Origin of the sequence: Streptomyces sp. Ncost-T10-10d, assembly GCF_900091955.1 — a bacterium.
Classification (GTDB): domain Bacteria; phylum Actinomycetota; class Actinomycetes; order Streptomycetales; family Streptomycetaceae; genus Streptomyces.
Map to the genome: position 1 here is coordinate 148,419 of NZ_FMDF01000107.1, position 20,520 is coordinate 168,938.

Below are 20,520 nucleotides of genomic sequence, written 5' to 3' on the forward strand. Positions count from 1 at the left end.
TGGGGTGGAAGCGGCGGAACGGGGAGGGCTCATGGCAGCACGGAGAACGAGCGAGACGCTGCTGGCCCGGGCGCTCAGCGAGACACCGCCGTCCGACGCGCTGAGCGAGCAGATCCTCGACGCCGCGCGTGAGCAGTTCATGACCTTCGGGCTGCGCCGCTCGACCGTCGACGACGTCGCCAAACGCGCCAGGGTCTCGCGGGTCACCGTATACCGGCGGATCGGCAACAAGGACAGCCTGGTCTCGGCCTGTCTGCTGCGCGAGTACCGGCGCTTCGTCGTGGAAGTGGACGACGCGGTTGCCGCACTGCCCACGACGGAGGACCGGCTCGTCGAGGGTTTCACCGCCGTCCTCGGGCACATTCGTGAACATCCGCTCATCGGTGGTTTGTTGAGGCTGGAGCCCGAGACCATGCTTCCCTTTCTGACCCTGGAGAGCGGGCCGGCCTTCCTCGCCATCCGTGAGTACCTGGCCGACCGGCTGCGCCATGCCCGGCGTGCGGAAGGCCGGCCGGTGAGCGATCCGACACCGGTTGCCGAGCTGATGGTGCGGATCACGGTCTCCTTCCTCCTCAACCCCGTCAGCTGTTTCGAGCTCGACGACGACGCGCAGGTGCGGGCGTTCGCGCGCCGTTATCTGGTGCCGCTGCTTGCCGCGGGCTAGGCCGCCCCGTCCGGACCACAGCCGGAACCGGCTGATCACACGGCGCTCTGTCCACGCGTATCCCGCGGTCCCGGCGCGCAGTACCGGCGCCGCTTCCGGGTCGACCGCCGAGTGGGTCTCGGCGGCTTCACGCGTCCGTCGTCGGGCGGGCCCTCGGATGATCCGAAAGAATCGTCCCGGAGCCGTCGGTGGTGGGGAAGGGACCCGCCTCGTCGGGCAGGGGCTTCAGAGGACGGCTGCGCGCCCAGTGCGGACCGAGGTCGTCGAGCCGCCAGCCGAAGGGGTACGAACGAGGCTGCGGGCGCGAGGGCAGCCAGTGCGGCCGGGCCGGCAGCCACCGTACGCAACGCGCACGCAGCCGCAGAGCTCCCGCGGCCGACGACCGCACCCAGTGAGGTTGCGGACGGAAGCCCAGCGCCGCGAGCAGCCGCTCGTCCAGCACCGCGAGTGAGAACCGCGCCACCAGGGGGCGCAACGGCCGCGGATACCAGTCGGCCATGATCCGGAACGTGGCGTTCGCAACCCTTCGGTTGGCCGGGTCGTACGCGAACATCCGCTCCTCGTACGAGTCGAGGAGCCGCTCGAATCCCTCGTACGACTCGGGAGCCCCCTCGATGCCCATCATCGCCGCCATCTTCCCTCCGACCTCCGCCAGCGCCTGGACCTCCTGCGTGCAGAGCGGGCGCCAGCCGAACCGGTCGATCCAGCGTTTCGGGCCCACGACCGTCGTCGCGAGGACATAGAGGAAGTCCTCGTTCGGGATGTGGTACTTGCCATGGATCCGATTGAGATGACGCGCCGCTGCCCGGCCACGCTCCGAGTCGAAGCCGTCCGCGGCCATCTCGTACCCGAACAGCACCGTGTCGTCGTACCGCTTCTGCCCGGACCGCTCGAACTCCTGAGTGCGGTCCAGGAGCACGGAGATCCGGGGCACTCCGTAGTCGCGGAGGAACGCGACGCTCACGCCCTGCCGGTAGTCCCAGGGAAACTCGTACTGCGAGATCAGCCGGAGGATCTCGGCGTAATCGCGCGCGGGATCCATCCGGCGGATCTTGCGCAGACGGCTGTAACGGCCCATGGTGCGCCCTCCTGTCCGTGTGCCGATTTTGTGCGAGCCCTGCCTCTTTCATCTCCTCTTTTGATCAACTCCACTTGTTTGCAACGAATCTGACGGTCCATCGCGTGAAAGGAGTCAAAGATACAAATACTATCGACTTGTTTCATCGGTTGCGTCAACACCGTCGACGCGCAAGCGCCGAAGAAGGCATCCCGGGGGCCCGTGCGCACCGGCTCGGGAGCAATCGCATACTGGATCACACAAGGGTCGGGCGCCGACCCGCACGCCCCGCCGACCGCCGGGAGCACCGCATGAACACCGAAGCAGTCAGAGGTGACGCACCCGTCCCGCCGCCGCCCGGCGGTGTGCTCTGGAGCCTCTCCGGCGACATCCGCGCCCTCCTGATGCTGCCCGCCGCCCTCACTCTCCAGGTCGCCCACCCGGCGGTCGGTGCGGGCGTCGACGAACACTCCGTCTTCCGTACGGACCCGTGGGGGCGCGGCGAGAGGTCCCTGCGATCGCTCCAGCTATGGGTGTACGGGGGCGAGGCGGCCGCCGAGGAGGGCCGCAGGCTCCGCAAGCTGCACCGCACCATCCAGGGCACCGACACCCGGGGGCGCCGTTACCATGCGTTGTCCCCGGAGAACTATGCGTGGGTGCACGCCACGGGCTTCCCCGTCTACCAGCACGCCGCGCGGTATCTCGTCCGGCCGCTCACCGACGCCCAGGAACGGGCCCTGTACCGGGAGTGGCTCCAGGTGGGCAGGATTCTCGGCATTCACGACCGGGACATGCCGCAGACGATCGAGGAGTTCTGGCCGTACTTCCGAAAGGTGCTCGCCGACGAGATCGAGCTGACCGTCGTCGTCGAGGACCTGATCGCCACCGACCGCCCCGTACCGCCACCGGACCGGGGGCCGCTGCCCGTCCGGCTGCTGCTGAAGGCGCTGTGGCCGGTGCTGCTCCCGCCGCTGGCCCGGTTCCGCCGCTTCGTCACCATCGGGCTGATGCCGCCGGACGCGCGGGCGGCGATCGGGCTGGATTGGACGGATGCGCAGGAGCGGCAGCTGCGGCGGTTCTGCGGAGTGGTGCGGCGCGTCGTGCCCGTGCTGCCCGAGCGGCTGCGCTATCTGCCGTACGCGCGCAGGGCACGGGCGGCGCATCGCGAGGCCGTCCGGGGCGACGGGAGGCTCAGGCAGAAGCCCGGTGCACCAGCTGGGTCGGCGTGATCACCGATTCGAGCTCGTCACCCTCGCCCTCGCCGTTCAGTCGCCGCATCAGCATCCGCACCATCAACCTTCCCATTCCCTCGATGTCCTGACGGACCGTCGTCAGTGGGGGCTCGGTGGTCCCCGCTATCGACGCCATGTCGTCGAAGCCGACCAGGGCCACCTCCTCCGGCACCCTGCGGCCGCGCTCGCGCAGCACCCGCAGGGCACCCGAGGCCATCAGGTCGTTGGCTGCGAAGACCGCGTCCAGATCGGGGTGGTGCCCAAGGAGTTGCGTCATCGCGCGTGCGCCGCCCTCGACGGTGAAGTCGCCTTCCGCGAGCAGTGCCGGATCGCTTTCGGGCAGCACATCGCGGTAGCCGTCGATCCGGTCGAGTGCCGATGTCTGGTCGCGCGGTCCGGCGATGTGCGCGATCCGCCGACGGCCGAGGGAGACGAGATGGCGTACGGCTTCGGCTGCGCCGCCCCGATTGTCGCAGTCGACGTAGGGAACGGCCAGTTCGGACGCGGCACCCGGGCGGCCGGGGCGGCCGCCGTAGACCGTGGGCACCCGGAACCGGCGGATGATGGAAGGGAGCTCGTCGTCCATGTGCAGCGAGAACGCCAGCGCGCCGTCCACATGGCCGCCGGCCAGATAGCGGGCGACCCGGCCGAAGTCCCCGCTGCCCTCCACCAGGAGCAGTACCAACTGTGCGTCGTACACGTTCAGTTCACGGCTGATGCCGCGGATCTGCTGGGAGAAGAACGGGTCGGAGAAGATCCGGAACTCCGGCTCGTCGATGATCACGGCGACCGCGCCGTTGCGCCGGGTGACCAGGGTCCGCGCGGCGTGGTTCGGAACGTAGCCGAGCTCGTCGACCGCCTTGCGCACCTGTTCCACGAGCGGCTTCCGCACCCCCGCCCCGCCGTTCACCACCCGGGAGGCCGTCGCCCGTGAGACCCCGGCGAGGGCCGCCACGGCTTCCAGTGTGGGGCGGACATCGCGAGGGGAATCGGGGGTCGGACCGGGCAAGGGACGCTCCTCGTACGCGCGGGATCGGGCCGGATACGGCCTGGGCCGGCCGGACAGCACCGGCGCCATCAGCCTAACCGTCCGCCCCGGCCGTCCGCCGGACAGCGTCGCCCCGCCGAGGAGAGCGGGGCGACGGTGCCCGGAGCCGGTCCGCGGACCGTCAGCGGTGGTCGTGAATCGTGTTCGTGGCCGCGATCTGCTTCCATGAAGCGGGCTGAGCGGGCTGAGCGGGCTGTGTGGTCGCGTGCAGGGGGCGCGCCGCGGCCGCCGCCGGCGCCTGAGGACGCGTCGGCTGGTACAGCCAGGTGTCGAAGAAGTCGGCGAGCGGCCGGCCCGAGACCCGTTCCGCGTATGTCACGAAGTCCCCCACGCTCGCGTTCCCGTAGGCATGCTCGGCCGGCCAGCCCTTCAACAGCTCGAAGAACGTCTCGTCGCCCACCTTGTTGCGCAGCGCCTGGATCGCCAGCGCGCCCCGGTCGTAGACGGCCGCGTCGAACTGGTTGTCGGGGCCCGGGTCGCCCGGCTTCACCGTCCAGAAGGCGTCGTCCGCCGGATGCTGGGCGTAGGTGTAGTCCGCCAGCTCCTGCGCGGTGCCCTCGCCCTCCTTCTCCGACCACAGCCACTGGCTGTAGCGGGCAAAGCCCTCGTTGATCCAGATGTCCTTCCAGCCCTTGACGGACACGCTGTCGCCGTACCACTGGTGCGCCAGCTCATGGACGACGACCGAGACGTTCGCACCGTTCGCGAACTGCTTCGGGCTGTAGAAGGGCCTGGTCTGTGTCTCCAGTGCGAACCCGCTCTTCACATTGGGGGAGTAACCGCCGAGCGCGTCGAAGGGATACGGTCCGAAGACCTCCGACAGCCACTCGGCGACCTCGGTGGTCCGTTCGATGCTGGCGCGTGCCGCACCGGCGTTGGCGCCGAGGTCCTTGCTGTACGCGTTGACGACCGGCAGTCCGTCCGACGTGGTGTCCGTGGTGATGTCGAACCTGCCGATCGCCAGCGTCGTCAGATACGTCGCCTGCGGCTTGCTGGAACGCCAGTTGAAGCGGGTCCAGCCGAGCTTCGAACTCTGCGACTGGAGCACGCCGTTGCTGATCGCCTGGGTGCCGTCGGGCACGGACACCGAGATGTCGTACGTGGCCTTGTCCAGCGGGTGGTCATTGCTGGGGAACCACCATACGGCCGAGTCCGGCTCCTGCGCGGCCACCGCGCCGTCCGGGGTACGGGCCCAGGAGGTCCAGCCGTTGATCTGCAGCTCCGACGGCTTCCCGGCGTATCGCACGACCACCGAGACGGCCTTGCCCCTCGCCAGGGCTGTAGCCGGGGTGATCTCCAGTTCCTGATCGCCGCTCCTGGCGTAACCGGCCTTCTTGCCGTTCACCCGCACCTCGGAGACGTCCAGCCCGAAGTCGAGGTCGAAGCGGGAGAGTTCCTGGGTGGTCGTGGCGAGGATCGTCGCCGTGCCCTCCAACAGGTCCGTCGCGGGCTGGTACTTCAGCCGCAGGTCGTAGTGGGAAACGTCGTAGCCGCCATTGCCACTGGCCGGGTAATAGGGGTCGCCGATGCCCGGGGCGCCCACGGTGCCTTCGGCGGCCGAGGCCGGGATCGCCAGCAGCAGGGAGGCCGCGAGCGCGCTCGGGACGATGAATCTGCGGTGCACGAATGCTCCAAGTCGTCGAGGCGAATGATCTTTCGAACCGTCACGTCGACACTATTCAGCGACTGTCGCATCAGTCCTGTCCATGGCCACAGCTGTCACACGATCGCCATTCGGCCGACATGGCACACGGTGAGCGATACGTCATGGGCACGTAATGTTCACCGTTGATCGCCCTCTGTTGCTCAGGAGTTGACCGGGGTACCTTCCGCCCATGCCGATACGTGCGCGGGGCACCCGCTTGACGTACAGATCGCTGGTGGTGACGGCCGTCGCCGCCCTGGTGACCGTCCTGCTCTCACCGGCAGGTGCACAGGGCGCCGCACGGCCCCCGGAGAACAGCGCCCAGCAATCCGGACCCCTGGAGAGCAGGCCCGTCCACTCGTACGAGAACGCCGTCCGCGAATCCGTCTGGGTCGATACCGGGCTGGACGGCGACGGAAACGGGAAGAGCGACCGCGTCGCCGTCGACATCGTCCGGCCGCGTGAACCCGCCCGACAGGGCCGGAAGATCCCCGTGATCATGGATGCCAGCCCGTACTACTCCTGCTGCGGCCGCGGCAACGAGAGTCAGCTCAAGACGTACGACACCGACGGCCGGCCCGTGCGGTTCCCCCTCTACTACGACAACTACTTCGTGCCGCGCGGCTACGCGTTCGTCGCCGTCGATCTGGCCGGTACCAATCGCTCCGACGGCTGTATCGACGTCGGCGGCCGCTCCGATGTGCAGTCCGCCAAGGCCGTCATCGACTGGCTGAACGGTCGCGCCCGCGGTTACACCACGCGTACCGGCGGCGACCGCGCCACGGCCGGCTGGTCCAACGGCCGCACCGGAATGATCGGCAAGAGCTATGACGGCACCATCGCCAACGGTGTCGCGGCGACCGGAGTGGACGGGCTGCGGACCATCGTGCCGATCAGCGCCATCTCCTCCTGGTACGACTACTACTTCGCCCGGGGCGCCCCTCTCTACAACAGCGGTCCCGACCGGCTCGCCGGCTATGTCGAGAGTCCCGAGGCGCGCGGGCGCTGCGCCGCCGTCCAGCAGCAGCTCGTCGACCAGGCGCCGCGCACCGGCGATCTGACGAAGCTGTGGAGCGACCGCGACTACGTGAAGGACGCCCGCAACGTGCGGGCCAGCGTCTTCGCCGTACACGGCATGCAGGACCTCAACGTCCGCACCAAACACCTCGGCCAGTGGTGGGACGCGCTCGCGGACCAGGGCGTGGAGCGCAAGATCTGGCTCTCGCAGACCGGACACGTCGACCCGTTCGACTACCGGCGCGCCGAGTGGGTCGACACCCTGCACCGCTGGTTCGACCACTACCTCCTCGGATACCACAACGGCATCGACCGTGAACCGATGGCCGACATCGAACGCCATCCCGACCAGTGGTCCACCGACAAGGTCTGGCCGCCCCGCACCACGCACACCACCACCGTGCGCCCCGGCTCCGGCAGTGCGCCCGGCGTCGGCACCCTCGCCCTGAAGCCCGCCCGCCCCGGAGCCACCGAGACGTTCACCGACGATCCGGCGCAGAGCGAGACGGAATGGGCCGCCGACCTGGACCGGACCACGGGCGCCAAGGCCGGATTCCGTACCGCGCCGCTCACCCGGGACCTTCGGCTCTCCGGATCGTCCACGGTGACCGTCACCGCCACCCCGACCACACCGACCGCCCATCTCTCCGCGGTCCTCGTGGACATCGGCCCCGACACCGTCCGCGACTACGGATCGTCCGGCGAAGGCATCACCACCCTCGACGACCGCACCTGCTGGGGCGCGAGCACGACCGGGGACAGCTCCTGCTTCAAGGACACCCGGGCCGACACGGTCACGGTCGACCGGACCGTCATCAGCCGCGGCTGGGCAGACCTCGGCACCTACGCCTCCGCCGGACACGGCCGCCCGCTCACCCCGGGCAGGGCCTACACGATCACCATCGATCTGGCGGCCACCGACCATGTCGTCCCGGCCGGACACCGGCTCGCCCTGATCGTCGCCGGCACCGACCGGGACCTCATCGACCCGCCGGACTCCGAGCCCACGCTCACCCTCGACCTGGCCCGTACGTCCGCGAAGCTGCCGTTCGTCGGCGGCGCCGGAGCCTTCGTACGTGCCACCGCGGGTTCCGCACCCGCGACAGCCACCCCCCGCGCAATCCACTCCGAGGGCGTGGCGCCGCCGCGTCCCGCCCATCGCATCCCGGGAGGCAGCCGCACATGACACCCCGTATCCCGACCGCCCATCGGCCCGTCCGCCGCAACCTGATCCTGGCGGTCGCGGCCGCCGTTCTGGCCGTACCCCTGGTCACCGTGCCCGCCGAGGCCGCGCCCGCCCAGCCCCGTACCGGCTTCGAGATCAGCAACGGGGCTCGCTGGACCAGCCAGCCGGAGGAACAGTCCTTCCTGGCAACCGTCGACCGGGGCAGCGACCGGGTCTCCGTCGACCGGATCGGCACGACGAAGCAGGGCCGCCCGCTCCAGCTCGTCCGCATCGGCAACCACCGACCCAGCGCCGACACGATGCTGCTGATCTGCAGCCAGCACGGCAACGAACCGTCCGGCCGCGAAGCGTGTCTGACGACCATTCGTGATCTGGCCTACGCCCAGGACCGGTCGACCCGCGCCTTCCTCTCCCGTACCAATGTCCTCGTCGTGCCCACCGCCAACCCCGATGGGCGCGCCGCGAACACCCGCGGCAACTCCGACGGCGTCGACATCAATCGCGACCACATCGCGCTGCAGACCGCCGAGGCCCGTGCCATGGCGGCGGTCATCCGCGACCGGAAGCCCGACGTGATCTACGACCTGCACGAGTACGGAGCCACCCCGCCGTACTACGACAAGGACCTCTTCGTCCTGTGGCCGCGGAACCTCAACGCCTCGGACCGGGTGCACGGTGAATCGCAGACCCTCGCCGAAGGGTATGTACGCCCCACCGCCAAGGAGGCCGGCTACAGCAGCGGCCTCTACGGCATCTGGACCGACCCGGTCACCGGCGACCCGATCAAACAGACCGCGGGCGACGGACAGGAGCGCATCCTGCGCAACACCTCAGGTATCAAGCACGCCGTCGGCCTGCTCATAGAATCCCGTGTCGACGCGCTCACCGACGCCGAGAAGGCCGACCCGGCACTCAACAGCCGACGCCGCGTGAACTCGCAACTTGCCGCACTGGAAGGCCTGTTCACCTTCACCGATGAACGGCGCGGCCGGATCGAGGCCGCCACCGCCGCATCCCGCGCCGCGGGGTTCAAGGACCGCGGTCCCATCTATCTCGGCGGCGCCGACAACGAGTCACCCCAAGCCGGCCAGGTCCTTCAGGACCCGCCGTGCGGATACCGGCTCACCAAGGCCCAGTTCGACGACATCAAGGACGAACTCGCCCTGCACGGCGTCACCTCCCGGCCCGACGGTGGCGGAGCGTACGTACCGCTGCGGCAGTCGGCCCGGAATCTGATCCCCCTCCTCCTGGACGAGCGGGCGACATATCACCTCACAAACGGTCAGGCCGATACCACTTGTTGATCCCATGAGATGAGCGGCGCGTGTCATTCTGGCTACGGAGAGCGAAGTCACAGCTTCCGTGAAAGGTGCCATTCGTGCCGCAGGACGAACAGAGAACGGGTGGCCGGGGGGATCTGCCGGTGACGGCGGACCTCCCCGGTCCGGTCTCTCCCCGCCCACCATCCGCGCCCGCACCCGTACCGGCACCTGTACCTGCTCTGCGAACCGTGACCGGCCGGGCTGCTTCGCCCTTCCCGGCAGCCGATTAGGATCGGCACCCTGATGACTGCCACTCTCGTCGCCAAAGACCTCGCCGCCGGACACGGCGACCGCGCACTCTTCGCCGGACTCGACCTCGTCGTCGCGCCCGGTGATGTGATCGGTCTCGTCGGTGTCAACGGCGCCGGTAAATCGTCCCTGCTCCGGCTGCTCGCCGGACTCGACCGGCCGGAGGAGGGTGAGCTGCGGCTCTCCCCGCCCACCGCCACCGTCGGCCACCTCCCGCAGGAGCCGGAGCGGCGTCCGCAGGAGACCGTGCGGGAGTTCCTGGCCCGTCGCACCGGCGTCACCGACGCCCAGACCGCGATGGACGAGGCGACGCAGGCCCTCGTCGACGGGGCGCCGGGCGCGGACGACGCGTACTCCGAGACGCTGGAACGCTGGCTGGCTCTCGGCGGCGCGGACCTGGACGAGCGCGCCGAGGAGGTCGCTGCCGACCTCGGACTGACCGTCGGCCTCGACCTGCCGATGACCGCACTCTCCGGAGGCCAGGCTGCCCGTGCGGGCCTGGCTTCCCTCCTGCTCTCCCGCTACGACATCTTCCTGCTCGACGAGCCCACCAACGACCTCGACCTGGACGGCCTGGAGCGGCTGGAGCGCTACGTCTCCGGGCTGCGCGCAGGCACGGTCGTCATCAGCCACGACCGCGAATTCCTGATGCGTACGGTCACCAAGGTCCTCGAACTGGACCTGGCCCAGCAGCAGATCAACCTGTACGGCGGCGGATACGCGGCCTATCTGGAGGAGCGCGAGCGGGCTCGCCGGCATGCCCGTGAGGAGTTCGAGGAGTACGCCGACAAGCGCTCCGCCCTCGAAGGCCGCGCGCAGATGCAGCGCGGCTGGATGGACAAGGGCGTCAAGAACGCCCGCCGCAAGGCCACCGACAACGACAAGACCGGCCGCAAGTTCCGCAGCGAATCGAGCGAGAAGCAGGCCGCGAAGGCCAGGCAGACCCAGCGCATGATCGAGCGGCTCGATGTCGTCGACGAGCCGCGCAAGGAGTGGGAACTGCGGATGGAGATCGCCGCCGCACCCCGCTCCGGCTCGGTCGTGGCAACTCTCCGCGAAGCGCAGGTCGTACGCGGCGACTTCAGCTTCGGCCCGGCATCGCTGCAGATCGACTGGGCGGACCGGGTCGCCATCACCGGTGCCAACGGAGCGGGCAAGTCCACCCTCCTCGCCGCACTTCTGGGCCGCCTGCCGCTGGATGCCGGGCATGCGACGCTCGGCTCGGGAGTGGTGGTCGGAGAGGTCGACCAGGCGCGCAAGCTGTTCCACGGCTCGGAGTCGCTCCTGGAGGCGTTCTGCGCCGCCGTCCCCGACACCGAACCGGCTGAAGTCCGAACGCTGCTCGCCAAGTTCGGCCTGCGCGCGGACCACGTGATGCGTCCCGCGACGACACTCTCACCGGGTGAACGCACGAGGGCGGCGCTCGCCCTGCTCCAGGGCAGGGGCGTCAATCTCCTCGTCCTCGACGAGCCGACGAACCACCTCGATCTGCCCGCGATCGAACAGCTGGAATCGGCGCTGGAGTCGTACACGGGGACGCTGCTGCTGGTCACGCACGACCGCCGCATGCTGGAAGCGGTACGGACGACGCGGCGTGTCGAGGTGGTGGACGGCAAGGTGAAGGAGCTGTGAGCGGCTCCTCAGACATTTTCGGCCCGTCCGGCGTTCAAGGATATTTGTTGATCCCCTCCGGCGCTTGAGGGGCTGGATCCGGGGCAGAGCCACGGCTTCGGGAAGGGGGCGGGTGGGGGAGGGACGGGCCCCGCACAGCGGACCGCACCTCACCCCCACCCGCCCTCGACGTCAGCCCCTCTTGCCGCCCTGCTTCGGATCCGCCAGCCCGGCCCGCCGCAACGCATCCGCCATCGCGCTGTTCACCGGCGCCGGACGGGCAGAGCCGCCGCCACCGCCACCGCGCCGGTCACGGTCCTGACCGCCCTGCCCCTGCCGCTGCCGCGGCGGCCGGCCACCCTGGCCACCACCCTGGCCGCCTCGCTCGCCCCGCTCCCGCCTGGGCCCGCCGCCCTGGGACGCGCCCCCCGCCGACGCTTCGTCGTCCAGCCGCAGCGTCAGCGAGATCCGCTTCCGCGGAATGTCGACATCCATGACCTTGACCTTCACGATGTCGCCCGGCTTCACGACATCCCGCGGGTCCTTCACGAAGGTGTGCGACATCGCCGACACATGCACCAGGCCGTCCTGATGCACACCGATGTCCACGAACGCACCGAACGCCGCGACATTGGTCACGACGCCCTCCAGCACCATCCCGGACGCCAGATCGCCGATCTTCTCGACGCCTTCCTTGAAGGTGGCCGTCTTGAACGCGGGACGCGGGTCACGCCCCGGCTTCTCCAGCTCCTTCAGGATGTCGGTGACGGTCGGCAGACCGAACTTCTCGTCCACGAAGTCGTCGGCCCGCAATGACCGCAGCACGCTCGTGTTGCCGATCAGCGAGGCGACGTCACTGCCTGTCCGCTTCACCATCGCCCGTACCACCGGGTACGCCTCGGGGTGCACGCTCGACGCGTCCAGCGGATCGTCGCCCCGGATGCGCAGGAAGCCCGCGCACTGCTCGTACGCCTTCGGGCCCAGCCGCGCCACGTCCTTGAGCGCCTTGCGGGACCGGAACGGCCCGTTCGCATCGCGGTGCGCGACGATGTTCTCGGCGAGCCCCGAGCCGATCCCCGAGACCCGTGAGAGCAGCGGCGCCGATGCGGTGTTGACGTCGACACCGACACCGTTCACACAGTCCTCGACGACCGCGTCCAGCGAGCGCGACAGCTTCACCTCGGACAGGTCGTGCTGGTACTGGCCGACACCGATCGACTTCGGGTCGATCTTCACCAGCTCTGCGAGGGGGTCCTGCAGCCGCCGCGCGATCGAGACGGCGCCGCGCAACGACACGTCCATGTCGGGGAGCTCCTGGGAGGCGAAGGCCGAGGCCGAGTACACCGACGCGCCCGCCTCCGACACCATCACCTTGGTGAGCTTCAACTCGGCGTGCTTGTCGATGAGTTCACCGGCGAGTTTGTCGGTCTCGCGGGACGCCGTACCGTTGCCGATCGCGATCAGGTCGACGGCGTGGGCCTTCGCCAGCTGCTCCAGCCTGGCCAGCGACTGGTCCCACTTGTTCGCCGGGACGTGCGGGTGGATGACATCCGTCGCGACGACCTTGCCGGTCGCGTCGACGACGGCGACCTTCACGCCCGTGCGGAAACCGGGGTCGAGCCCCAGCGTGGCCCGAGTCCCGGCCGGCGCGGCAAGCAGCAGATCGCGCAGGTTCGACGCGAAGACGCGTACCGCCTCGTCCTCCGCCGCCGTGCGCAGCCGCAGCCGCAGATCGATACCGAGGTGCACCAGGATCCGGGTCCGCCAGGCCCAGCGCACGGTGTCTCCGAGCCACTTGTCGCCGGGGCGGCCGCGGTCGCCGATCCCGAAGCGCCGGGCGACCATGTTCTCGTACGTCGAAGGGCCGGGCGTCTCCGAGGGCTCCTCCGGCTCCATGACCAGGTCGAGCACGTCCTCCTTCTCGCCCCGCAGCATCGCGAGCACCCGGTGCGAGGGCAGCGCGGTGAACGGCTCAGCGAAGTCGAAGTAGTCGGCGAACTTCGCCCCCGCCTCCTCCTTGCCGTCCCGCACCTTGGCGGCCAGCCGCCCGCGCGACCACATGCGCTCCCGCAGCTCACCGATCAGATCGGCGTCCTCCGAGAACCGCTCGGTGAGGATGGCGCGGGCCCCCTCCAGCGCGGCCGCACCGTCCGCGACGCCCTTGTCGGCGTCGACGAAGGCGGCTGCGGCGGCGAGCGGTTCCACCGACGGGTCGCCGAGCAGGCTGTCGGCGAGCGGTTCGAGCCCCGCCTCCCTGGCGATCTGCGCCTTCGTGCGCCGCTTGGGCTTGAACGGCAGATAGATGTCCTCGAGGCGCGCCTTGGTGTCGGCGGCCCGGATCTGCGCCTCCAGCGCCTCGTCCAGCTTGCCCTGTTCGCGTACCGATTCGAGGATCGCCGTACGACGGTCCTCCAGCTCCCGCAGATACCGCAGCCGCTCCTCGAGCGTGCGCAGCTGCGCATCGTCGAGCATCTCGGTCGCTTCCTTGCGGTAGCGCGCGATGAACGGCACGGTCGACCCGCCGTCGAGCAGCTCGACGGCCGCCTTCACCTGCCGCTCGCGTACGCCGAGCTCCTCGGCGATCCTGCCTTCGATGGACGTCGTCACGGTTCTACCGACTCGCCTTCTCGTACTGGCTGTGCTTACCGGGGCGGGGCCCCTTCGCCTGCATTGTGCCGGGTGGTCGGGCGCGGTGTCGCCCGACCACCCCACTTGTCCGTCGGTCGGCGGCTCAGCCCCTGCCGATCAGATCGGCCGGGAAGGCACCCGCCGAGGCCGCCGTGAACAGGAATCCGCGCGCCAGCTCGGTCAGCCGCGCCACACCCTCCTCGCCCAGATGCTCGTACGGGGCCTGGTCCGTCCGGTCCGTGGCGTCCTCCAGATCTGCCCGAAGCGCGATACCTGCCTCCGTCAACTCGCCCTCGCCGTCCAGGAGTCCACGCCCGCGCAGCCGTTCGGACGCCTCCTCCCAGTCGCTGCGGCGCCAGCCGCGGGTGGCGAGGACCCAGCGCGGGGACATTCCCTTGCCGGTCGCCGTGTGGCTGACCAGAGCCTCCACCGGGTCGAGACCGGCAGCGAGGAGAGCCGCGACATGACCGTCACCGCGGTGTTCGCGCAACAGCGTGCCCGCGTGCCAGTACGCCAGGTGCGGCTGCTCGGGCACCGGAAGATCGGCGTGGGCGGCGTAGAGCGGCCGGGCGTGTCGGGTGCACGCCTCGGCGGCGTGGAGCGCCAGTCCGGCCGCCTCGGCCAGTTCGGGGGAGGCGATGATCTCCTCACCCAGCAGTCGGCGCAGCGTGGAGTCGGCGGCGCGCAGCCGGGCGTCCAGGACCGCCTGCGGCGAGGCGACGGACCACACGGCGGGCAGGTGCCGGGCGACGAGGTCGTGGTTGAAGTTGTAGAAGGCCGCGGTGACCGTGCCGGGGCCGACGGCGCCCAGCGCCGCCCCGCGCGCTGCGAAGTAGGCGGCGTTCGAGTCGTCGATGCCGAGCTCTCCGAGCTCCTTGCCGAGGTCGGGGGAGAAGTAGACCGTCGAGTGCAACGGGTTGATGGCGTTGTGGCAGCGGCGTCCGGCGCGCGGCGGCAGAGTACTCATACAAGCACGTTACCGACTGGTCGGTACGTCCCGTAACCCCGGGGCGACGCCCAATCCGCGCGAGCCCCGACATGGCAGAAAAGGTGGGCTTTTCGTCATTGCGGCCATGCTCCAGGTTGCCCAGGATGGCAGTCATGACGCAGCGATCCGTACTCGTGGTCCTCTTCGACGGCGTCCAGAGCCTCGATGTGACCGGCCCGGTGGAGGTCTTCGCCGGGGCCTCCCACTTCCCCGGGGCCGGGTACGAACTGCGCACCGCCTCCCTCGACGGCGCCCCGGTCCGTACCAGCAGTGGCCTGAACCTCGTCCCGGACGGCGGCCTTGCCGACGCCGAACCGCCGCACACCCTCCTCGTCCCGGGCGGCGAGGGCACCCGAACCCCCGATCCGGCGCTCGTCGGCTGGCTGCGGGACCACGCCGCGCACGCCGAACGGCTCGTCTCCGTCTGCACCGGTGCGCTGCTGCTCGCCGCGGCCGGGCTGCTGGACGGGCACCGGGTGACCACGCACTGGACGGTCTGCGAGCACCTCGCCCGCAGCTACCCGGCGGTCGAGGTCGACCCGGACCCGATCTTCGTACGCGACGGCAGGCTGGCCACCTCCGCCGGAGTCACCGCCGGTATCGACCTCGCCCTCGCACTCGTCGAGGAGGACCACGGCCGGGACATCGCGCTCACCGTCGCCCGCCACCTGGTGGTCTTTCTGCGCAGACCCGGGAACCAGGCCCAGTTCAGCGCCCAGCTCACCGCCCAGACCGCCCGGCGCGAACCGCTGCGCGAGGTCCAGCACTGGATCACCGAGCACCCCGGCGACGATCTCTCCGTCGAGGCGCTCGCCGCCCGAGCCCGCCTCTCGCCCCGCCACTTCGCCCGAGCCTTCCAGGCGGAGACGGGCCTCACACCGGGCCGTTACGTCGACCGGGTACGCCTCGAACACGCCCGTCGGCTGCTGGAGGACACCACCGACGGCGTGACCGGCATCGCACGCGCCTGTGGCTACGGCACCCCGGAGGCCATGCGCCGCGCGTTCACCAAGGCCCTCGGCACAGCACCCGCCGAATACCGCCGGCGCTTCCGCACCCAGCCCGCCCTCGACTGACCGAACGAAAGGAACCCCATGCAGATCGCCATCGTCCTCTTCGACCGCTTCACCTCGCTCGACGCCGTGGGCCCCTACGAAATGCTGGCCCGCACCCCCGGCGCCGAGACGGTGTTCGTCGCCGAACGGACCGGCCCCGTGCGCAACGACAACGGGAGCCTAGCGCTCGTCGCCGACAAGACCTTCGCCGACGTACCGGCACCGGATGTGATCGTCGTCCCCGGCGGCCCCGGCCAGAGCGACCAGATGGAGAACGAGACACTGCTCGGCTGGCTGCGCACGGCCGACGCCACCAGCACCTGGACCACCTCCGTCTGCACCGGTTCGCTGCTGCTCGCCGCGGCCGGACTGCTGAAGGGCCGCCGAGCCACATCGCACTGGCTCGCGCTGGACATCCTGAAGGGCCTCGGCACGGACGCGACCGGCGAACGCGTCGTCATCGACGGCAAGTACGTCACGGCAGCGGGCGTCTCCTCCGGCATCGACATGGGGCTCACCCTGCTCGGCCGGATCGCGGACGACGAGCACGCCATGGCGGTACAGCTGCTGACCGAGTACGACCCGCAGCCGCCTTACGACGCGGGCTCACCGGCGAAGGCCCCGGCGGCACTGGTCGAGGAGTTCCGCGTCAAGAGCCGCTTCATCCTCGAGCAGTAGCCGCGGCGGCGTCACGACCCCGTCGTCCAGGTGAAGCGCGGCGCACGCCGCTCCAGGAACGCGGCGACACCCTCCGCGGTGTCGCCGCTGCGCCGCGCCTGCTCCGCCCAGTACGCGTCGCGGTCCTCGCGCCCGGTGGCGAACTCCTTCGCCGCTGCCTGCGTCAGCCGCGAGCGCGCTACCAGGGTGCGTACGTACGAGTCGACCCGCTTGTCCAGCTCACCGGCCGGCAGCACCTCGTCCACCAGACCGGTCCGCAGCGCCCGTGCGGTGTCGATCAGCTCGCCGGAGAACAGCAGATGCTTCGCGGCGGCCGGGCCGATCAGCGCCACCAGCCGCCGCGTGGACGACGCGGCGTACACGACCCCGAGCTTGGCCGGTGTCACGCCGAACGACGCACCCTCCTCGGCGAACCGCAGATCGCAGGCGGCCGCGAGCTGGCTGCCGCCGCCCACGCAGTAGCCGCGGACCGCCGCCAGTGTCGGCCCGGGGAACGCGGCCAGCGCTTCTTCGGCCGCCACGGCGAGCGCCTGCGGATCGCCCGCCGGATCCCGGAGCGAGGAGATGTCCGCACCGGCACAGAAGGTGTCCCCGGCGCCCGTCAGCACCAGAACGCAGACCGCGGGGTCGGCGGCCAGCTGCTTCAGCAGACCGGGCAACGTGCTCCACATCGCGGCCGTCATCGCATTGCGTTTGGCGGGGTTGCTGATGACGACAGTGGCGACACCGCCCGCGACGGTGTGCTCCAGCCGGGGTTCCGTACGGTCCATGCGCCGGATGCTATCCGTACGGTGCGAACCTATGATCAAGAAGGGGTCGCCGGACAGGCACGCACCGTGAGGAGCTTCCCATGGCCGATCCCGTAGTCGAGGGCAAGAAGCTGAGCCGCAGTTTCGGCCGGCTGGCGCTGCTCGGCACCCTTCTCGTCGTGGCCGGTCTGGTCGGCCTCGTCTACACCGGCGTCGCGACGCTCACCTCGATGCTCCTCTTCGGCTGGCTTCTGCTGATCGGCGGCCTCGTCGGGCTGCTCCACGCCATCGAGTCCCGCGGCAGCAACTACTTCTGGCTGGGCGTCGTGGTGGCCGCACTGAACATCGCCGCCGGAGTCGTCGTCCTGCGCCATCCGCACGGCACGGCGGAGGCGCTGACCATGTTCGCCGCGCTGCTCTTCCTGACCGGTGGAGTGTTCCGGCTGGTGGGCAGCGTCGTGGTGCGTGGTCCGCAGTTCGGCTGGACTCTGCTGCAAGGGGCCTTCGGCCTGCTGCTGGGGCTGCTGGTGCTCTTCGACTGGCCGCACAGCAGCCTCTACGTGCTCGGCCTCTTCTTCTCGCTGGCGTTGCTCTTCGACGGGCTCGGCCTCATCGCGATCGGGGTCGGCGGCCGCCGTATCGTCTCCATGGTCTCGGATCAACAGGCGGCCGGAGAGCTGCCGGACACCCCCACCGGAGAGGATCAGAACCGGTCCAGGAGCTGATGGTTTCGAGCTTGTCCGGTCAAAACCTGCCGATAGAAGTCGACTTTTGTTCAGCAGCACGGTCCGGACCAACCGTGCCCCGCACTCTGTACTCGATGTGCAGTCCCCATCGAGTCGAGAGCGGGTACCGGACTATGGAGAGCCGCGGGAGTGTCCCCGCCCGGCCCGTGTCGTACGAGGGAGTCTGGCGGTTCACCGCCCCGGCCGTGGACGTCTCCGTACCGCAGGCCAGGCACGCCGTACGCGATCTGCTGAACCGTCAGGGCGTGCCGCTGGACGACGACATCGCCGAAGGTCTGCTGCTCATCGTCTCCGAGCTGGTTACCAATGCCGTGAAGCATGCCGCGCTGCTCTCGCCGGAGCTCGCCGTCGAGGTGGCCGTCGGCGCGGAGTGGGTCAGAGTGTCCGTCGAGGACAACCATCCCTACCGTCCGACGGCCCTGGAGACGGACTACGCGCAGACCGGCGGGCGCGGCCTGCTCCTGGTCCGGGAGATCACCCGGGAAGCGGGCGGCGCCTGCGATGTGGAACACACCGCAGGCGGCGGAAAGATCATCTGGGCGGCACTGCCGCTGCGCCCGCAGCTCTGACCACCCGCATTCGCTGCGGCACCCGGTGCCCCTTCGCCCCTTACCAGCCGGCGGACGGTCCGGTCAGCTCCCTGATCGCCGGCCGTGCGGCATCCAGCACCGTCATGAACCAGGCCGAGAACGGCGCCCGGGCATGCCGCTCGGTCAGCTCATCGGCTGTCACGAACGCGGTCTCGCCGACTTCCTCCGGGTCCGGGTGCAACCGGTCCTGCGCCATTCCCACGAAGAGATGGTTGAACTCCTGCTCCACCAGGCCGGAGGCCGGGTCGGGGTGGTTGTAGCGGACCGTGCCCGCCTCCGCCAGCAGGGACGGCGAGACCCCCAGCTCCTCGTACGTACGCCGGGCGGCGGCGGCGAAGGGCGCCTCCCCCGGGTAGGGGTGGCCGCAGCAGGTGTTCGACCAGACACCGGGGGAGTGATACTTGCCGAGCGCGCGGCGCTGCAGCAGCAGCCTGCCCTGCTCGTCGAAGAGGAACACCGAGAAGGCCCGGTGCAGTCGACCGGGCGGCTGATGGGCGGCGAGCTTCTCCGCCGTACCGATGGTGGTGCCGTTCTCGTCGACCAGTTCGAGCATGATCGCTTCTGCTGTGCCGTTCGACGAGCTGTTCGCCGCGGTGGCTGGTGTGGTCGGCATACCCATCCTTCGCTATGGTCCCGGCCTCGTGCGCCGGTCCCGTCGAGTCCGCTCAAGTCTGCCGTACAAAAGCCGCTTGTCCGCACTTCGGGTCCTGGCATGTCCGGCCCCGCCGCACCACGGGGCACGGCGGGGCCGGACGGCACATCAGACGCCGAAAGCCGCCGGGTAACGGATCGTGCCCTGCGGCACCGGCACGGAGTCGTCGAGCACCAGGGCCATCATCGCTTCGTCCGGGACGTCGAAGCCCGGTCGGATCCCGTACCGGGACGCCGGTACGAAACCGAACTTCGGGTAGTACTCGGGATGACCGAGTACCAGGACGAGCGGCTCGCCCCGCAGCCGGGCCGCGTCGAGCGCGGCCCGCACCACGGCCTGTCCGGCACCCTGCCGCTGACGGTCCGGGGCCGCCGCCACCGGGGCCAGCGCGAGCGCCGGCGCGTCCCCGACCCGGCACCGGGTCAGCAGCGCGTACGCCGCGATGTCGCCGTCCGGGCCGTCCAGCGCGACATACCCGAGGCCGGGCAGCCAGGCCGCCGGATCGGAGCGCAGCGCGTCGACGAGAGCGGCTTCGTCCGGCGTCGGGAACGCTGCGGCGTTGACCGCGTGCACGGCCTCGATGTCCGCCGCCGTCTCCGGCCGGGTCGTCCAGCGCGGGTCGGCGGGGCGCAGTACGTAGCAGGCGTAGCCATACTCCGTACCGTGGTCGCGCCGCATGGCCAGCTCCGCGCGGCTCGCCGCGAGCGCCCACTCCATACCGGGAGCCGATGCATCGGCGGCCTCGACACGCTCGGCGAGCGGGACGTAGTACTCGTCCCAGTCGCTGTCGGGCTGCACCCGCACCCCGAGGACGTGGTAGCCGGCCGCCACGGCTGCCGCGGTGTTGGCCGACACGGGGCGCAGCGAGGCTTCCTGCTCCCAGAAGGCGCGGGCTTCGCCCGTCGGCGCGTCCGTCGTCCAGACGCACTCGCTGACGACGAGGGAGCCGCCCGGGGCGAGCAGCCGCTTCCAGTCACGCAGAGCGGTGTCGAAACCGATGATGTACGCGGACCCCTCGGCCCAGACGAGATCGAACGATCCATCCGGAAAGTCGGGACCGGAAAGCTCGGCCATGTCGGCCCGGACCGTATTGATGCGGTCGCCGAGCCCACGGGCTTCGGCCGCCTCGCGCAATTCGTCGAGGAACGGCTCGTGGAGATCGACGGCGGTCACCTCGGCGCCCGCCTCGGCGGCGAGCAGCAGTGCGGCGCGGCCGGGCCCGCAGCCCAGATCCAGGACGCGCGGGCGGCGCGGCAACGGGCCGCTGAGCCCCAGCATCCGTCGGGTGGTGGCATCGGAGCCGGGGCTCTGCCGGGGAAGGTTGTGGTGCAGGGAGAAGAACGCCTCGGAACGGACGGCGTGATCGTTGTCGGTCAACGCGGCAAACCCTTGTGTGCGAGGGC

17 protein-coding genes are annotated in these 20,520 nt (G+C 70.2%); 9 read left to right on the forward strand and 8 right to left on the reverse strand.

Features of this window, described 5'->3' with window-relative positions:
- Positions 1-31: 31 nt before the first annotated feature.
- Positions 32-664, forward strand: a complete 633-nt coding sequence (locus GA0115254_RS17740) for a TetR/AcrR family transcriptional regulator (protein ID WP_093896268.1) — start codon at positions 32-34, stop codon at positions 662-664.
- Between the two features lie 127 nt (positions 665-791).
- Here GA0115254_RS17740 and GA0115254_RS17745 read toward each other — a convergent pair whose 3' ends face one another.
- Positions 792-1,742, reverse strand: coding sequence for an oxygenase MpaB family protein (locus GA0115254_RS17745; RefSeq protein ID WP_093896269.1), 951 nt, complete (start codon positions 1,740-1,742; stop codon positions 792-794).
- 290 nt (positions 1,743-2,032) lie between these two features.
- On the opposite strand from GA0115254_RS17745, the gene GA0115254_RS17750 reads away from it, so the two are divergent.
- On the forward strand, positions 2,033-2,950 hold the full coding sequence (locus GA0115254_RS17750) for an oxygenase MpaB family protein (protein ID WP_093896270.1): 918 nt from the start codon (positions 2,033-2,035) through the stop codon (positions 2,948-2,950).
- On the opposite strand, the gene GA0115254_RS17755 is transcribed toward GA0115254_RS17750, so the two are convergent.
- Entirely contained in the window at positions 2,913-3,962 is a 1,050-nt protein-coding gene (locus GA0115254_RS17755) for a LacI family DNA-binding transcriptional regulator (protein ID WP_093896308.1), read from the reverse strand. The two genes, GA0115254_RS17750 and GA0115254_RS17755, sit on opposite strands and share 38 nt — an antisense overlap.
- A 160-nt stretch (positions 3,963-4,122) precedes the next feature.
- Positions 4,123-5,625: a M1 family metallopeptidase gene (locus GA0115254_RS17760; RefSeq protein ID WP_093896271.1), complete on the reverse strand. Its 1,503-nt coding sequence runs from the start codon at positions 5,623-5,625 to the stop codon at positions 4,123-4,125.
- Between the two features lie 211 nt (positions 5,626-5,836).
- Here GA0115254_RS17760 and GA0115254_RS17765 point away from each other — a divergent pair, with 211 nt between their 5' ends.
- From GA0115254_RS17765 to GA0115254_RS17775, 3 genes are all read left to right on the forward strand, one after another.
- Complete coding sequence (locus tag GA0115254_RS17765; RefSeq protein WP_093896272.1) at positions 5,837-7,849, forward strand: Xaa-Pro dipeptidyl-peptidase; 2,013 nt, start codon at positions 5,837-5,839, stop codon at positions 7,847-7,849.
- A complete protein-coding gene (locus GA0115254_RS17770; protein WP_093896273.1) occupies positions 7,846-9,153 on the forward strand; it encodes a M14 family metallopeptidase in 1,308 nt (435 codons plus the stop codon). Before GA0115254_RS17765 ends, GA0115254_RS17770 begins: the two co-directional genes overlap by 4 nt.
- Before the next feature lie 261 nt (positions 9,154-9,414).
- Positions 9,415-11,052, forward strand: coding sequence for an ABC-F family ATP-binding cassette domain-containing protein (locus tag GA0115254_RS17775; RefSeq protein WP_093896274.1), 1,638 nt, complete (start codon positions 9,415-9,417; stop codon positions 11,050-11,052).
- A 171-nt stretch (positions 11,053-11,223) separates the two neighbouring features.
- Here GA0115254_RS17775 and GA0115254_RS17780 read toward each other — a convergent pair whose 3' ends face one another.
- A complete protein-coding gene (locus GA0115254_RS17780; RefSeq protein ID WP_093896275.1) occupies positions 11,224-13,638 on the reverse strand; it encodes a Tex family protein in 2,415 nt (804 codons plus the stop codon).
- 124 nt (positions 13,639-13,762) lie between these two features.
- Positions 13,763-14,626: an SCO6745 family protein gene (locus GA0115254_RS17785; protein WP_093896276.1), complete on the reverse strand. Its 864-nt coding sequence runs from the start codon at positions 14,624-14,626 to the stop codon at positions 13,763-13,765.
- A 134-nt stretch (positions 14,627-14,760) separates the two neighbouring features.
- Here GA0115254_RS17785 and GA0115254_RS17790 point away from each other — a divergent pair, with 134 nt between their 5' ends.
- Entirely contained in the window at positions 14,761-15,723 is a 963-nt protein-coding gene (locus tag GA0115254_RS17790; protein WP_093896277.1) for a GlxA family transcriptional regulator, read from the forward strand.
- An 18-nt stretch (positions 15,724-15,741) separates the two neighbouring features.
- Positions 15,742-16,380, forward strand: a complete 639-nt coding sequence (locus GA0115254_RS17795) for a DJ-1/PfpI family protein (protein WP_093896278.1) — start codon at positions 15,742-15,744, stop codon at positions 16,378-16,380.
- 11 nt (positions 16,381-16,391) lie between these two features.
- Here the strand turns inward: GA0115254_RS17795 and GA0115254_RS17800 are convergent, their stop codons facing one another.
- Positions 16,392-17,150, reverse strand: coding sequence for an enoyl-CoA hydratase/isomerase family protein (locus GA0115254_RS17800; protein ID WP_093896279.1), 759 nt, complete (start codon positions 17,148-17,150; stop codon positions 16,392-16,394).
- Between the two features lie 80 nt (positions 17,151-17,230).
- On the opposite strand from GA0115254_RS17800, the gene GA0115254_RS17805 reads away from it, so the two are divergent.
- On the forward strand, positions 17,231-17,854 hold the full coding sequence (locus tag GA0115254_RS17805; RefSeq protein ID WP_093896280.1) for an HdeD family acid-resistance protein: 624 nt from the start codon (positions 17,231-17,233) through the stop codon (positions 17,852-17,854).
- A gap of 134 nt (positions 17,855-17,988) precedes the next feature.
- On the forward strand, positions 17,989-18,444 hold the full coding sequence (locus GA0115254_RS17810; protein WP_093896281.1) for an ATP-binding protein: 456 nt from the start codon (positions 17,989-17,991) through the stop codon (positions 18,442-18,444).
- A gap of 40 nt (positions 18,445-18,484) precedes the next feature.
- Here GA0115254_RS17810 and idi read toward each other — a convergent pair whose 3' ends face one another.
- Together idi and GA0115254_RS17820 are read right to left on the reverse strand one after the other, a co-directional pair.
- Positions 18,485-19,078, reverse strand: a complete 594-nt coding sequence (idi, locus tag GA0115254_RS17815; RefSeq protein ID WP_093896282.1) for an isopentenyl-diphosphate Delta-isomerase — start codon at positions 19,076-19,078, stop codon at positions 18,485-18,487.
- A gap of 147 nt (positions 19,079-19,225) precedes the next feature.
- Complete coding sequence (locus GA0115254_RS17820; protein WP_093896283.1) at positions 19,226-20,494, reverse strand: bifunctional class I SAM-dependent methyltransferase/N-acetyltransferase; 1,269 nt, start codon at positions 20,492-20,494, stop codon at positions 19,226-19,228.
- Positions 20,495-20,520 lie beyond the last annotated feature (26 nt).

Coding starts and splice junctions, on each gene's coding strand:
- GA0115254_RS17740 (WP_093896268.1), top strand. CDS start 32: ATGGCAGCACGGAGAACGAGCGAGACGCTGCTGGCCCGGGCGCTCAGC.
- GA0115254_RS17745 (WP_093896269.1), bottom strand. CDS start 1,742: ATGGGCCGTTACAGCCGTCTGCGCAAGATCCGCCGGATGGATCCCGCG.
- GA0115254_RS17750 (WP_093896270.1), top strand. CDS start 2,033: ATGAACACCGAAGCAGTCAGAGGTGACGCACCCGTCCCGCCGCCGCCC.
- GA0115254_RS17765 (WP_093896272.1), top strand. CDS start 5,837: ATGCCGATACGTGCGCGGGGCACCCGCTTGACGTACAGATCGCTGGTG.
- GA0115254_RS17770 (WP_093896273.1), top strand. CDS start 7,846: ATGACACCCCGTATCCCGACCGCCCATCGGCCCGTCCGCCGCAACCTG.
- GA0115254_RS17775 (WP_093896274.1), top strand. CDS start 9,415: ATGACTGCCACTCTCGTCGCCAAAGACCTCGCCGCCGGACACGGCGAC.
- GA0115254_RS17785 (WP_093896276.1), bottom strand. CDS start 14,626: ATGAGTACTCTGCCGCCGCGCGCCGGACGCCGCTGCCACAACGCCATC.
- GA0115254_RS17790 (WP_093896277.1), top strand. CDS start 14,761: ATGACGCAGCGATCCGTACTCGTGGTCCTCTTCGACGGCGTCCAGAGC.
- GA0115254_RS17795 (WP_093896278.1), top strand. CDS start 15,742: ATGCAGATCGCCATCGTCCTCTTCGACCGCTTCACCTCGCTCGACGCC.
- GA0115254_RS17800 (WP_093896279.1), bottom strand. CDS start 17,150: ATGGACCGTACGGAACCCCGGCTGGAGCACACCGTCGCGGGCGGTGTC.
- GA0115254_RS17805 (WP_093896280.1), top strand. CDS start 17,231: ATGGCCGATCCCGTAGTCGAGGGCAAGAAGCTGAGCCGCAGTTTCGGC.
- GA0115254_RS17810 (WP_093896281.1), top strand. CDS start 17,989: ATGGAGAGCCGCGGGAGTGTCCCCGCCCGGCCCGTGTCGTACGAGGGA.
- idi (WP_093896282.1), bottom strand. CDS start 19,078: ATGCCGACCACACCAGCCACCGCGGCGAACAGCTCGTCGAACGGCACA.